The 14,173-nt window shown below is 29.6% G+C and carries 16 protein-coding genes; 14 read left to right on the top strand and 2 right to left on the bottom strand.

Annotated elements, in window-relative coordinates; translation table 11 throughout:
* Nucleotides 1–54: 54 nt before the first annotated feature.
* The 13 genes from ABD077_RS11240 (at nucleotide 55) to ABD077_RS11300 (ending at nucleotide 11,446) form a co-directional block, all read left to right on the top strand.
* Nucleotides 55–1,155 carry an SH3 domain-containing protein gene (locus ABD077_RS11240; protein WP_343912403.1) on the top strand — a complete coding sequence of 367 codons (1,101 nt, stop codon included), beginning with the start codon at nucleotides 55–57 and terminating at the stop codon, nucleotides 1,153–1,155.
* A 37-nt stretch (nucleotides 1,156–1,192) separates the two neighbouring features.
* Nucleotides 1,193–2,008, top strand: a complete 816-nt coding sequence (locus tag ABD077_RS11245) for an AraC family transcriptional regulator (protein WP_343912404.1) — start codon at nucleotides 1,193–1,195, stop codon at nucleotides 2,006–2,008.
* A 137-nt stretch (nucleotides 2,009–2,145) separates the two neighbouring features.
* Nucleotides 2,146–2,523 carry a VOC family protein gene (locus tag ABD077_RS11250; RefSeq protein ID WP_343912984.1) on the top strand — a complete coding sequence of 126 codons (378 nt, stop codon included), beginning with the start codon at nucleotides 2,146–2,148 and terminating at the stop codon, nucleotides 2,521–2,523.
* 117 nt (nucleotides 2,524–2,640) lie between these two features.
* A complete protein-coding gene (locus tag ABD077_RS11255) occupies nucleotides 2,641–3,171 on the top strand; it encodes a hypothetical protein (RefSeq protein ID WP_343912405.1) in 531 nt (176 codons plus the stop codon).
* A 54-nt stretch (nucleotides 3,172–3,225) separates the two neighbouring features.
* A complete protein-coding gene (locus tag ABD077_RS11260; protein ID WP_343912406.1) occupies nucleotides 3,226–3,786 on the top strand; it encodes a hypothetical protein in 561 nt (186 codons plus the stop codon).
* A gap of 67 nt (nucleotides 3,787–3,853) precedes the next feature.
* Nucleotides 3,854–4,591 carry an acetolactate decarboxylase gene (locus ABD077_RS11265; protein WP_343912407.1) on the top strand — a complete coding sequence of 246 codons (738 nt, stop codon included), beginning with the start codon at nucleotides 3,854–3,856 and terminating at the stop codon, nucleotides 4,589–4,591.
* 23 nt (nucleotides 4,592–4,614) lie between these two features.
* Nucleotides 4,615–5,457, top strand: a complete 843-nt coding sequence (locus ABD077_RS11270) for a DUF2515 family protein (protein WP_343912408.1) — start codon at nucleotides 4,615–4,617, stop codon at nucleotides 5,455–5,457.
* A 182-nt stretch (nucleotides 5,458–5,639) separates the two neighbouring features.
* Nucleotides 5,640–6,302 carry a hypothetical protein gene (locus ABD077_RS11275; protein ID WP_343912409.1) on the top strand — a complete coding sequence of 221 codons (663 nt, stop codon included), beginning with the start codon at nucleotides 5,640–5,642 and terminating at the stop codon, nucleotides 6,300–6,302.
* Nucleotides 6,303–6,830: 528 nt separating this feature from the next.
* Nucleotides 6,831–7,220, top strand: a complete 390-nt coding sequence (locus tag ABD077_RS11280) for a hypothetical protein (RefSeq protein ID WP_343912410.1) — start codon at nucleotides 6,831–6,833, stop codon at nucleotides 7,218–7,220.
* Nucleotides 7,221–7,437: 217 nt separating this feature from the next.
* Nucleotides 7,438–7,914 (top strand): Hsp20/alpha crystallin family protein, encoded by a 477-nt coding sequence (locus ABD077_RS11285; protein WP_343912411.1) that lies wholly within the window; start codon nucleotides 7,438–7,440, stop codon nucleotides 7,912–7,914.
* A gap of 88 nt (nucleotides 7,915–8,002) precedes the next feature.
* The gene (locus ABD077_RS11290; RefSeq protein ID WP_343912412.1) at nucleotides 8,003–9,559 is read left to right on the top strand and encodes a Do family serine endopeptidase; all 1,557 of its coding nucleotides are present in this window, start codon (nucleotides 8,003–8,005) and stop codon (nucleotides 9,557–9,559) included.
* A gap of 630 nt (nucleotides 9,560–10,189) precedes the next feature.
* On the top strand, nucleotides 10,190–10,723 hold the full coding sequence (locus ABD077_RS11295) for a glutathione peroxidase (protein ID WP_343912413.1): 534 nt from the start codon (nucleotides 10,190–10,192) through the stop codon (nucleotides 10,721–10,723).
* A 144-nt stretch (nucleotides 10,724–10,867) separates the two neighbouring features.
* Nucleotides 10,868–11,446 carry a fasciclin domain-containing protein gene (locus tag ABD077_RS11300; RefSeq protein WP_299896665.1) on the top strand — a complete coding sequence of 193 codons (579 nt, stop codon included), beginning with the start codon at nucleotides 10,868–10,870 and terminating at the stop codon, nucleotides 11,444–11,446.
* A gap of 159 nt (nucleotides 11,447–11,605) precedes the next feature.
* Here the strand turns inward: ABD077_RS11300 and ABD077_RS11305 are convergent, their stop codons facing one another.
* Together ABD077_RS11305 and ABD077_RS11310 are read right to left on the bottom strand one after the other, a co-directional pair.
* Nucleotides 11,606–12,298 (bottom strand): LytR/AlgR family response regulator transcription factor, encoded by a 693-nt coding sequence (locus ABD077_RS11305; RefSeq protein WP_343912414.1) that lies wholly within the window; start codon nucleotides 12,296–12,298, stop codon nucleotides 11,606–11,608.
* Entirely contained in the window at nucleotides 12,298–12,849 is a 552-nt protein-coding gene (locus ABD077_RS11310) for a sensor histidine kinase (RefSeq protein WP_343912415.1), read from the bottom strand. Before ABD077_RS11310 ends, ABD077_RS11305 begins: the two co-directional genes overlap by 1 nt.
* A gap of 447 nt (nucleotides 12,850–13,296) precedes the next feature.
* Between ABD077_RS11310 and ABD077_RS11315 the strand changes: the two genes are divergently transcribed.
* On the top strand, nucleotides 13,297–14,169 hold the full coding sequence (locus ABD077_RS11315; RefSeq protein ID WP_343912416.1) for an ABC transporter ATP-binding protein: 873 nt from the start codon (nucleotides 13,297–13,299) through the stop codon (nucleotides 14,167–14,169).
* Nucleotides 14,170–14,173: the final 4 nt, after the last annotated feature.

The raw sequence follows: 14,173 nt of genomic DNA on the forward strand, positions 1-14,173 counted from the left end.
ATATATAAAACATTGAAAGTACAAAATACTATTATTCTGATTATAATTCTCATAATGAGTATATCCTGTCGTAAGGATCAAAATAAGTTCTTTGAAAAGGTTGATGTATCTTATAAAATAGAGAGTGATAATTGTTATGATAAATTGATCGCATTCATAAATGGAGAAGAAAGAACGCTGGTTGATTATTCAGAAAAACTAAAGCTTACTATTGCTTTGATAGATGATTTTAATAACGATGGTAATTTAGACGTGTTATTAGAAAATGTAAAAGGGTGCGAAAATTCACAAAACGGATATTATTCAATCAATACACAAGGAAATTCATATTTTATATTTAGCACGAACGGTAAAGATTTTTTTAGAACTAAAGAAGTTGGGAACGATTGGGGAGGAGTAAAAATTGAGAAAATTAATGATCTATTACATTTTACTATTGACAGTACTGAACAGCGTTTTTATAAAGATAAAAGAGATATACCAGAAACAGATACTGAAAAAGTGTATGCATTAAATGATTATTCTTTACAGCTAAAATCATCTAGGTTTATTAAAAATAGTATTCCAAGGGAAGAAAATAACCAATACAGGGTTTTTGCTAAAAATGGACTAATTATAAGAGATAGTCCCAATGGAGAGCCTATTGGAAAGCTAGATTTTGGACAAATAATCACTGTAGATCGAAATACCAACATAGAATTGTCTTTAGAAGATGATGACTATCGTATTGATGGGTACTGGTATCAAATAACATATGATGGTCAAGTTGGATATGTTTTTAGCGGTTTTTTGATCAATACCGATTACTGTTGTTCTTTGTTTATGGACTGGGCAGATATTAGTATTGGAGAAGAGGGCATTCTATTTAGAGTACACGGACAATGTTATATTTCGTATCCAATCAAAATTTTGAATAATAATGAAATAGAACTCATTTGGTCCCCTTCAGTTGATTGCAAGTTTCCTTCAGGATTGTGGGAAGATTATGGCGCTGATAGATCTCCAGAAATAGGCAAACCTTTTGCTAAATATACTTATAAGAATAATAAATTATTCGTAGAATATTATTACCCGGATTGGGTCAAAAAATATAGCAATTCAGAAATTTTTATGAGTTCTTATGATATCAATTATCATTATTTAAATGGTAATTAACAATATCATTTTAAGGCTTATCAATTCGACGTAAACTGTGGTTAATAATCTAAAAATTATAAAAGAGCATTACAAACCAATTCAACCAGCAGTTTCGATTAATGATGATCAAATAAGTTATCAAGAAATCATGCCAAATAAAGGAATTGAAGATTTTGTTTATTGTTTTTGGCAGCTAAAGACTAAAAAGAAGTTACATCAAGATTATCATTATCGTGTGGTTTCTGATGGATGTATTGATATATTCTTTGACCACAAAGATCCGGAAGAAAACTTTGTAATGGGATTTTGCAGAAAGTATACACAGTTCCCAATTGGAAAAGAGTTTGATTATATAGGAATACGGTTTTTACCATCGATGTTTTCAATTTTGTTTGATACCGATGCCAAAACGTTAAGTAATCAATCTCAAGAGCTACATAAAATTTTACCAGACTTTTCTCAATGGATTCATAAGACTATCCAACCTTCTAATTCATTCGAAATTATTATAGAAGCTCTTAATGAAAAAATTCTAAGCTACCTGCAAACTAGAGATATCCATTTTGATCAACGTTTCTTAAATGCGTTACATCTAATTTTTCAAAAAAGAGGATTTCTGGATACCGAAAAAGATTTGAATGTAGGTTTAAGTTCTCGACAATTACGCAGAATTTTCAACTTTTATATAGGCACGACGGCTAAAGCATTTAGCAATGTAGTACGATTTCAGCATATCTTAAACGCGAAACCTTCAAAACAAAGTTTGAAAGAAAACAAACTGTATTTTGATCTAGGTTTTTTTGATCAAGCACACTTTATCAAAAATTTCAAAACATTTTATGGCGTAACTCCTTCAGAAGCATTTTCATAAGGTTGTCCGATTTTTACAATGTTAGGTTTTGTTGCAGATCTAAATTTGTAGCAACAAAATCATTAATAATGAAATCAGTATTATCAACCGCATTGCTTCTAATGATAAATTGGACAAATGCACAAAAAGGAAACAACATGAAACTTAACGCAGGAATAATCACCGAAAAACTACAAGAAACTAAAACATTTTATACAGAAGTATTAGATTTTGGAGTAAGCTTTGAAAATGATTTTTATCTTTTACTTCATACTCCAAATCAATCTGCAGAAATAAGTTTTCTACAACCAAATCATCCGAGTCAAAAACCAATTTTTCAAACAGCATTTAGTGGAAAAGGAGTTTATATAACAATTGAAGTTGAAAATGTAGATAAAGTTTATAAAAAATTGCTTTCAAAAGGAGTAGGCATTGAAATAGAAATCAGAGATGAACCTTGGGGAGATAGGCATTTTGCGATCAAAGATCCAAATGGAATAGGAGTGGATATAGTAACCTATACAAAACCAGAATAATTGCATTTTAGTTTATATATCTAAAAATTAAAGCAGTTTTGGAGTCTATCCAAACTGCTTTTTTATTACAAAAAATTTATATTGTAATTTTATATATATTACTATTCAAAATATACAATGACGAAGTACTTGATAATATTATTTTTATGCGCAAGCAGCTTTCAAGGTGTAGCTCAAGAAATTAATACAAATACCAAAAAAGAAGATACTACCATTTTTCCCGAAAAGTGCTTAGGGGTATGGAAAGGAGTAATGAATATTTATCATAAAGGTCGTTTAAAGGATAGTGTAAACGTAAGATTTACAGCTTCCAAGACAACCACTCCAGGTACATATGTATGGAAAACAGAATATCTTTCATCCAAAAAACCAATGGTAAAAGATTATAAATTGGTGATTGATGACATCAATGAAGGTCGTTATCTGCTAGATGAAGGAAATGATATTCAATTAACAGAATATGTTGTTGGTAACAAAATGCGTAGTTTATTTAAGGTGGAGGATATCTATTTAACATCAACTACAGAATTAATAGGTGACCAACTAATTTTTGAAGTTACTTCTGGAAAAGAAATAGAAGAAGTACAAAACATCAAAAATTATTCTTTTACCAATGTACAGCGTATGGTATTACATAAAATTGAATAGGTAAAAGATACAGAAAAGACAATAATTAAAATTGATTTAATTATAACAATTTACATGAAAGGGGAATTAAAGGGATTACTAAAAGAGATTATTTCGATTACCATTGGTATTTTAATCGCGCTATACATCAATAATTGGAATGAAGACAGAAAAGACAGCAACTATATTACAAATATTTCAGCATCTATTCATAAGGAATTATCCGAAACTAGAGAGGATATTGATAAAAAAATAGTTCAACAACGAATGTTAATAGATACCCTTAACTTCTATCGAAAAGATGATCAAATGTCTTTAGACAAAGTGATTACTAAAGCAAAAGGGATATTTATTCCATCGATAAGAATCAATTCTTGGAAAGCTATTGCTAATTCTAAAATTGAATTAATGGACTATAGCACGGTTTCTACTTTAGCCGATATAGAAGAACAAAAGGAATTATTAAAAATAAAATCTGAAAAATTGCTGGATTATCTTTTTGCCAACTATCGAAAAACTGGAGAAGAACAAAAGGAATTTATGCAAATATTGATGTCTGAAATCATAAGTACCGAAACCTTTTTAAAAGAGTCGATTGATAAAATTATAAAAGAGGGTAAAAGTTTGGAAAAATGATAATAAAAATTCAATATCTTATAAAGTTAAAGACTTTTAATTAATATAGTGTTCATAAATTTTAAAAATGAATTTGATTTTCAAACATATAATTTTCGGACTCCTAACATTTGGATTGATTGGTTGCAATTCAAATGAGAAGAAGAGTCAATCAAGTGAATCCCTAAATTATCCCGATATCAAAATTATTGGAGCTATGAGAAATGTTATGTGGAAGGGAGAATTAAGTGGTAAAATTGACCTTGATACAATTGCGAATAAAACTGGACTTTACGGAATTGGACCTGAAAGTCATTTGATTGGTGAATTACTTATTAACAATGGAATAAGTTATGTTTCTAAGGTGAACTCTGATTCAACAATGAATGTTATAAATACTTACAAAGTTTCCGCCCCATTTTTTGTGTACGGGAATGTGACAGATTGGAAAGAATTTGAATTACCATTAAATATAAAAACAATTAAACATTTAGAACAATTTATTTTTGATCTGACAGCTAGTTTTAAAAAACCTTTCGTTTTTAAATTAATAGGACGAACTTCTAAAGCTATTATTCATATTCAGAACTTACCGGAAAACACTAAAGTTACTTCACCAAAAGAAGCTCATCAGGGTCAAACTAATTACGAACTAACTAATGAAGAGGTGGAAATTGTGGGTTTCTTTTCAACCGAACATAAAGGAGTTTTTACACATCATGATACATTTTTACATATGCACCTCATAACAAAAGATGAAAGTAAAATGGGGCATTTAGATGAATTAGAAATTGAAAAAATGAGATTGTATCTGCCAAAAAAATAAAATTTATCAAAAAATAATAAATAATGCGTTTAAAATATCATTTTAATCTTCCTCCAGAAAGTGATGTTATTTTGCGTAATAGAACGATTACCACATATTATGCTCAGTTATATCAAAGAGAACCTTCTTTGTATAAATGGGCAGGCATGGCTGCATTTGCTTCTTTTCATATTGGTGAAAAATTAAAGATTTGGGATTGGGAGGCGACTCCTATCAAAACTCTTTCTGAAACCTGCAAAAAGAAAAATAAATCTTTGGAAGATGATTTTCAGATCATTAGAATCATTAATAATAAAATATTCTCAGAAATAGGAACTGCATTATTAACATTTAGTCAAATGGAATACCAAGTATTTCGTAATCAGCTGATCTTAGAACGAAAAAATGAACTTATTATAGCGGCTTTTGATAAATTACAAGAAGCTAGAATAAAGATGCAAAATGATACTGTTGATCAAGAAACTTATGATTTAGTTTGGGAAGCAAATTTGCAAATATTATGGCATGAACAATACAAGGTAGTGCAACCATTATTTGATAAATTGAGTTTGGTTTTTTCTGGAGCAATGTCAATCATCGCAAGTTTTGATTATCGTATTCATCATAAACAAACGAATTGGAGATTAGCTTCTAGGTTTATTTTATTTATGTTTTCTAAAGGCTTTAAAGTTCTTTTACATAATGGAATACTACCCGATGTTACCAATATTAAACATCGATGGTTCTGGATATCTTCAGATTTATTTGTAAAATGGAAATCTGCTGAAAGCAACAAACAACTTATTACCGAAGAGATGCAAATATTATCTTCTTTAGAGCTTCGGAAACTTGATATTCTAACACACATTCATCAGAAAAATACATGATTTTGATTACCCAAATAACTAAAAAGAATTAAGGTTATTGGATTATAAAACTTCACCAAAGCTAAAATACAAAGTTTAACCAATTGGTTAATTATCTAAAAAGAAGAGTCACAACTTAGTAACACTAAACTGAAAACGTAACAAATCCATAAGTAACTCGTCGACAGAATAAACGAGAAATTATGGGTTTCAATAGGTTTCAGAAATTAGGAGGAATTTGTGCAATAATACTTGGTATTATTTATATAGTAGCTTTTATAATCTATGGCGCAGTGCTAAAATTTCCTGATGCTAATGCGATTGCAATAGAAAAATTAAAGTTCTTATCTGATAATTACCATATCCTTTTTATTACCAATTTTATTAGTTATGTATTATTTGGAATGCTATTAACTGTATTAGTAGTTTCCACACATCAGCGTATAAAGGATCATTTTCCTAATTTTTCACAATTAACCTCAGTTTTTGGTATCATCTGGGTAGCATTGGTGATTGCGAGTGGTATGATTTCTAATATTGGTCTCGATTCAGTTATTACTTTAGGAAATACTGAACCAGAAAAGGCAATGTCGATATGGTCGAGCATAAGTATCGTTTCAGAAGGTCTTGGTGGTGGTAATGAGATAGTAGGAGGGATCTGGGTATTATTATTAAGTTTTTTGGGATCTAAAAAAGAAATATTTTCTAAACCTGTAAACATTCAAGGTTTTATAGTAGGGTTAGCGGGTGTTTTAACGGTAATTCCGATAGATATATTTAAAGAAATCTTTGGTCTTAGTCAGATTATATGGTTTATAAGTATGGGGATTTTTTTGATTCGTAAACCGTTTATGGTTGAAAAATAGATTTTTTTAAGAAATCATAAAGTAAAATATTGATATCAAAACTATTAACTGTGATATTTTGTGTTCTGATTCTCTGATTGTCATTACTTTTTTATGTTAGTTCCACTCTGATTTACTATCAATGCTACAAAGATTTTATAGAATTATAATATCTCTATAGGATAGTAAGTATGAATATATTTAAAAGAAAATAAACATTATAGCTTTTCCATAGATCTATTAGACAACTCTTTTATTAGGAAGTGAAATTTTTTACCAATAATATCCTAATCTACTAAACTGTCAATTTTACAGTTTTTGAAATTTTGACAGTTAAAAAATCCAATGGCATTTATTTTGATATTTAGAAGACAGATTTTATAGATAATTCTGCTGAAAGAAAGTATGTGAATACTTAGAAATACTTGGCCGTTTTTAATCTATATTGGCTAAGCTTCTTAACTATTCGGTACATATTTTCTTCATTTTGAATAGTTTTTAAAATCTTATTAATGAATTTTTATGGTAATTGATTATAAATAATTTATTATGAAAATAATTAATTCTGATACTAATGATTTTGAGAAGACAACTACTCAATTTAAATTTCAAAAAATAGTAGTTGATATAAAAGATGAACTTATTAGTTATAAGATTGCATCACCACTTTTAAAACAAAATAATTATAGAATTAAAGCACAGAATGGTATACTTAATATTTCAGTGATGATAGATGATGTAGTATCCAAACCAGATGGAAAAAATGCTATTAAGAAAAAACTTTTTGAAGTGTTTTTAGTAATTCCAAAATCCAATTTTAATCAGGTTACTTCTATAAATTTTCTTAATAATACGTTATTATTTACGATTAAAAAAGATATTGATTTTAATATTAATTACGATTACACGAAAAGAAAACAAGAAATCTTAAACACATAAAATCATTGAATATGAAAATATTGGCATTGGGACTATCAATAATCATAATATTATTTAGTGTCTTTGCGATTATAATGAATCATTTGATTCTTGATGATAAGAATAAAAAAATGAAAAATGATAAGTCCTCTAGAAATATCAAAAAAACAGATACAAAACAAAAATAAACTATACTTCGTATAGCTATTAAATTATTGTTTAACTAAATTTTTTAATTATGAACAAATTAGCAAAAGTTCAAAACAACGGGAGTTTGGTAAACAACGATAGACGTACCGACTTCTCCACATGGTCTTCATGGATTGATAACTTATTTAATAATGATCTTCCGGTTCTAACTATGTCTAATTTTAATACAGGCATGACGCTACCTAAAGTAAATATTTGGGAAACAGCAGATTCATTTTATGTAGACATGGCAATACCTGGAATGAAGAAAGAAGATTTTTCTATTGATCTAGATAATCAAATTTTGTCAATATCATCAGAAAAATCAGTTGAGCATGAAGAAAATCAAAAACATTACACCAGACGAGAGTTTGGTTATGAATCCTTTAAGAGAACCTTCAATTTACCAGAATCTGTAGAAGAAACAAAAATCGAAGCTTCTTATAAAAATGGTATTTTGAACATACAATTACCAAAAAAAGAGGAGGCAAAAAGAAAACCTCCACGCACTATCAGTATATCATAATTTTTTAGATCCCAAACTGGGTACTACTATATGAATTTAAAAAAATAATAGTACCCAGTAATTGTTGAACAGATTAAATTGAAAAGTAATGAAAAAAACATATTTCATATCAGCTATTATTGCATTTGTGGTAAGTCTTACAGTGATTAGTGGATTTAATTATCTGAATCCTAATAAAGAAAATTTGTCAAAGGTTACGAATACAACAAATGATAAAGTAAATACAAAAGTATTATATGCAGCAAATACAGAAGGAGAAATCGTACCACTCGATTTTACAAAAACTACAAATAAAGTATTGGATGCGGTAGTACATATTCAAGTAAAGAAAAAGAATCCTTACCAAGGAAATAGGTCTTATCAATATCGCCAACTTCCAGATCCGTTTCGTGAATTTTTTGACGAAAGTCCTTTTGGAAATTTTTTCCAACAACCTTATCGCGGGCAACCTAAAGAGAAGAATAATGAACAAGAACAGCGTGTCCCTGAATTAGTTCCTATGGGAACAGGGTCTGGTGTTGTTATCAATGATAAAGGATACATTATCACAAATAATCACGTAATTGATGATGCAGACGAAATCGAAGTCACTTTGCATAATAATACCACTTATAAAGCTGCTATCGTTGGTACTGATCCATCAACTGACTTAGCACTACTACAAATAAAAGCAAATGATTTAACCATTTTGCCTTTGGTAAATTCCGATGATGTCGAAGTAGGAGAATGGGTTTTAGCAGTAGGTAATCCATTTAGTTTAAATTCTACAGTAACAGCTGGTATAGTAAGTGCTAAAGCCAGAAATATAAATATTAATAAAGATAAGTTTGCAGTAGAAAGTTTTATTCAGACCGATGCAGCCATTAATCCTGGTAATAGTGGAGGCGCATTAGTAAACTTAAATGGTGATTTAATAGGCATAAACACAGCCATAGCCTCTCAAACTGGAACATATAATGGGTATGGTTTTGCAGTTCCTAGTAATATTGTTGGAAAAGTAGTAGAGGATTTACTGAATTTTGGAGTTGTACAAAGAGGATTATTGGGTATTAATATTACAACATTAAATACTCAATTAGCAAATGAAAAGGATATTGACCTTACTCAAGGAGTATATGTAGCAAATGTTCAAGAAGAAGGAGCAGCAGATAAAGCTGGGATAAAACAAGATGATGTTATTATCGCTATTGATAAGAAGACTGTGAATACTTCTCCAGAGCTTCAAGAATTAGTAGCAAGAAAACGTCCAGGTGATCCGGTAGAAATTACTTTAGTCCGCAATGGTAACAAAAAAGACATCACTGTGATTTTAGAAAGTAGTACAGGAACTACAAAGGTCAAAAAGAAAGAACATCAAAAGATCTTGGCATTATTGGGAGCTAATTTAGAAGAGTTAGATAAAAAGATTGCAAAAGACTTAAATATTGAACATGGTATTAAGATAACAGAGCTTTTTGCTGGAAAATTGAGAAAAGAAACAGAAATAAAAGAAGGTTTTATTATTACTCACGTAGATGGTCGCAAAGTAAAAACTGTCGATGACCTGATGAATGCGTTAGAGAATAAACAAGGAGGAGTATTGTTAGAAGGTATTTATGAAGATATTCCTGGTAAAAAATATTATGCGTTTGGATTAGACTCTTAGTATAAAAAAATGAAGCCCAGTTTTGGGCTTCATTTTTTTAAAATATTTATGTACACTAGCAGCCAAAACTTTTTATTTTCTACAGATTCTTCGTCAAACTCAGCTTGTCAAAGTTTATAAACTACTTATTCTAAAAGGATTTCGACAGGCTCAATCTGTTTCAAAATTACCTAAATATTACTCAATCGTTCTTCTGATTATAATTTTTATGATATGCCCTAATCACAAAAACTATCCAAATCAAAAAAATAGTGGTAACGATAATTGAATATATAACTACAGGATCCATTAGGGATTGTTTTTAAAATAGTTAAGAAAACCTAAGATGGTAGGAGCCCATAAACCTATAAATATAGCTTCCTGTTTTCTACCAGCACTAAAAGAATAATGTGACAAACAAATAACAAATATCACCGTAAGTAGCATTATCACGTTCATTACACCTACCTTTTTTATAAAATTTTTGATCATGCTTAGATATCGTATTAAACCTTCTGGAAAAACTAACTAAAAAAAACATAATTTGTTTAAACTTTAGTTAAATTAGTTAAACAAATATACAATACGATTTATCTTTATAAAAATTTTATAACCAAAAAATTACTGGTTGATACCACTAAAATAAATACAATGAATTTCATTACTAAAATAAAAACCAAATCCAAAGTATCTCAAAACAAAGGAAATAAAAGCACTTCATCTATTTATGATATTAAGATAAATAGTCTAGAAGGTAAGGAAATTAATCTTGCTGATTTCAAAGGAAAAAAGATATTGTTTGTGAATGTTGCTTCTAAATGTGGATTTACAGGACAATATAAAGATTTACAGAAGTTATATGATATGTATAAGGATACATTGATGATTATAGCTTCGCCGTGTAATCAATTCGGAAAACAAGAACCTGGAGATGCTTCTCAAATTCAATCGTTTTGTGAGCGAAATTATGGAGTAACCTTTTTAGTTACTGAAAAAATTGATGTTAAAGGAACAAATCAACATAAGTTATATGAATGGCTTACTAATAAGGACTTAAATGGTAAGAAAAACTCTAGTGTAAAATGGAATTTTCAGAAATATTTAGTAGATGAAGAAGGAGAATTTATAGATTTCTATTTTTCCATTACAAAGCCTACGAGTTCATCTATCACTAAACATTTATAGAGATTATCAATAACATTTTGAACTTATAATATGAGAGTTGTCAATTAAATTTTAATATTTTGTTTAATATTTTTAACTAAAGTTTAAACAAAAACACAACAATTGATGCAATTACTTGATTACCTTTGAAATAAAACGTTAATTATGAAAAAACTTATTATCACAACATGTTTATTTGGAGGACTTTTGATTTTTGCATCATTCACTCATTTTTCAACCGAAAATACGTCTGAATATGCTACTAAAACAACTCCTACAGAGAAAGTAACGAAAGAAAAGAAACCAACTATTGTTGGTGTAGCAGCATCAAATGAGAATTTCACCACCTTAGTCGCAGCAGTAAAAGCCGCAAACTTGGTAGAAACTTTAAAAGGAGATGGACCATTTACAGTATTTGCTCCTGTTAATGATGCTTTTGCAAAACTTCCTGATGGAACAGTAGATGGTTTATTAAAACCAGAAAGTAAGAAAACATTAACTGCTATTTTAACGTATCATGTAGTTTCAGGAAAATTTGTAGCTGCTGATGTTATTAAAGCGATTAAAGATGGTAACGGTTCTTTTTCAATAACTACTGTCCAAGGAAATAAATTGGTAGCTTCTTTAGATGGTGACTCTGTTGTTCTTACGGATGCAAAGGGAGGAACATCCAAAGTTGTTCTTACCGACGTAGAAGCTTCAAATGGAGTTATCCATGCTATTGATACAGTAGTAATGCCATAATGAATGGAACGATATCTTAGTATTTAGTTAGATTCTGATATTAGTTTAAGAAATCCTCGTAGTCTAAGAACTACGAGGATTTTTTTTTAAATAAGTTATAAATTAGTCCAAATCAATCGTGTTTTCAGACTATAATTAATGAATAGAATCAGATTACAATTACTTAAATAAAGTTTTCAGATTGTTTTTATATACTTTGCCAATCGGTATTACAAAATCTCTTATTAAAATTCTATTCCCTTCAATTTCATTAATATGCTTTTTGGCTACGATAAAAGACTTATGGGTTTGCAAGAATGCATTTGTAGGTAGTAAACTTAACATATCAGATATCTTTTCACGTACCTGAATTTCATTCGTTGCTGTAACCACTTTGATATAATTACCGGTAGCTTCAATAAATAAAATATCTTCAGTTTTTACCTGTATAATTTTTTTATTAGCGCGTAGAAATAAGCTTTTGTCCTCTTTTTTAATGTTTGGAGTAGGAGCAATGTTTTCTTCCTTTTTAACTTCGATCTTATTAATGGCCTTGATAAAACGTTCGAAACTAAAGGGTTTTAAGAGGTAATCCACTATATTAAGCTCATAACCTTCTACAGCATATTCCTGATAAGCAGTAGTTACAATTATATTTGGAGGATGCTTCAAGGTTTTCAAGAATTCGAATCCTTTGAGTTTAGGCATATTTAAATCTAAGAAGATGACATCTATTTTATGCTTCGCAAGACATTCCATGGCTTCTATAGCATCATAACAATGCTGTACAAAGATAAGATTAGGCAATGCATCACAATATCCTTTTATAATATCATGAGCAATATGTTCATCATCCACTATAATATACTTCATTATATCTCTAATCTAAGTTTTGCAGTGTAAATATCGTGATTAATTGCATTCGTTAATTCATGTTTTTTAGGATAGGCTAAGGCTAGTCTTCTGGAAAGATTTTCTAATCCAATACCTTTTTCTCCTTTTATTTCTTCATCAAAATTATTTTCAATTTCAAGTACGATACTATTTTGTTTTGATGTAATCGAAATATTTGCAAAAGCATTCGTACGTAATACTTCTAATCCATGTTTAAATGCGTTTTCTACCAAAATGATAAATAGCAAAGGCATGATTTTAAGCTTCTCATTATCAATATCCACTTCAAAATTTATAGTGATATCCTTATGATAGCGCATCTTATGCAATTGGATATAGTTATGTATAAAATCAATTTCTTGTTGTAAAGTCACATATTCTTTTTGTCCCTCGTAGATACTATAACGCATCATATCTGATAACTTCAGAATAAGTGTTTTTGCCTTTTCACTGTCTTTATCTACTAATCCGTACAAATTGTTCAACATATTAAAGAAAAAATGAGGATTTACCTGAGATTGTAAGTGCATAAGCTCCGTTTTTTTCTTCTCATTTTTTAGGTTAATCAAAAACTTGATGTTAACAAACAACCAATGAAAAACAGTAATACAGACTGCTATAAAGTATAAGAAAAGGAATTCTATAAATCCCTCTAGCTTTCCAAACGAATCATTAAAAAAAACAATAATCAATCCTATAATGACTAATAGGATTCTAATTACTCGAATAGAAAACACCTTTTTTATGGACGACCATTTAAAATTCATATTTCAATATTACCTAAATAAAGTACTGCTAGCAAATTAGTTGGCAAACGTATCAAAAATGTATGCAAACTGATCTTATAGTTGCACAAACGTCTCTTATCACGACTACGGTTATGTACACAACATTCCATCATGAATACATCCCAGTTTCTTTTTCGGGATATGGATCGCTACTAAGTTTGTCTATATCAATCTAAAAAACGAACAGTTATGCAACTAATAATCGATAACATTAGTAAAACCTATGACAATGGTGTACAAGCATTACAAGGTATATCATTAGAAATTACCAAAGGAATGTTTGGTTTATTAGGACCAAACGGAGCAGGAAAGTCTACCTTGATGAGAACCATTGCTACCTTACAAAATGCTGATAGCGGCCATATCTCTTTTAATGATTTGGACATTTATAAGGATAAGAATGCGATTCGGAAAGTACTAGGATACTTACCACAACAATTTGGAGTATATCCAAAAATGTCATCAGAAATACTACTCAATCATCTTGCTGTGTTAAAAGGGATCACCAACAAAAAAGAACGTAAAGAAGTTGTACATGTACTTTTGGATAGAACGAACTTGTATGAAGTTAGAAAACAGAATCTTGGTGTATTTTCTGGTGGAATGAAACAACGTTTTGGGATTGCTCAAGCACTTTTGAATAATCCAAAATTATTGATTGTAGATGAGCCCACAGCTGGACTGGATCCAAAAGAACGTAATCGGTTTTATAATCTTCTTAGTGAAATTGCAGAAAACACTATTGTCATATTATCTACCCATATTGTAGATGATATTAAGGAGTTATGTCACCAGATGGCAATTATTAATAGAGGAGAAGTGATCCTAAAAGGGAAACCATTAGAACTTATTGAACAAGTACAAGGAAAGGTGTATCAAAAAATCATTGATAGATCGGAATTCGAAATGTATAAAAGCCAGTATCAGGTGATAAATGAAACCTTTTTTATGGGTAAACCTGTTGTTCAGATTATGAGTAATTCAAATCCGGGTAATGGTTTTGAGCCTATAGACGCAGGTCTAGAAGAAGTGTATTTCTCACAAATCAATCAATCAAAATAGTATA

The organism is Aquimarina litoralis, assembly GCF_039523995.1.
GTDB lineage: Bacteria > Bacteroidota > Bacteroidia > Flavobacteriales > Flavobacteriaceae > Aquimarina > Aquimarina litoralis.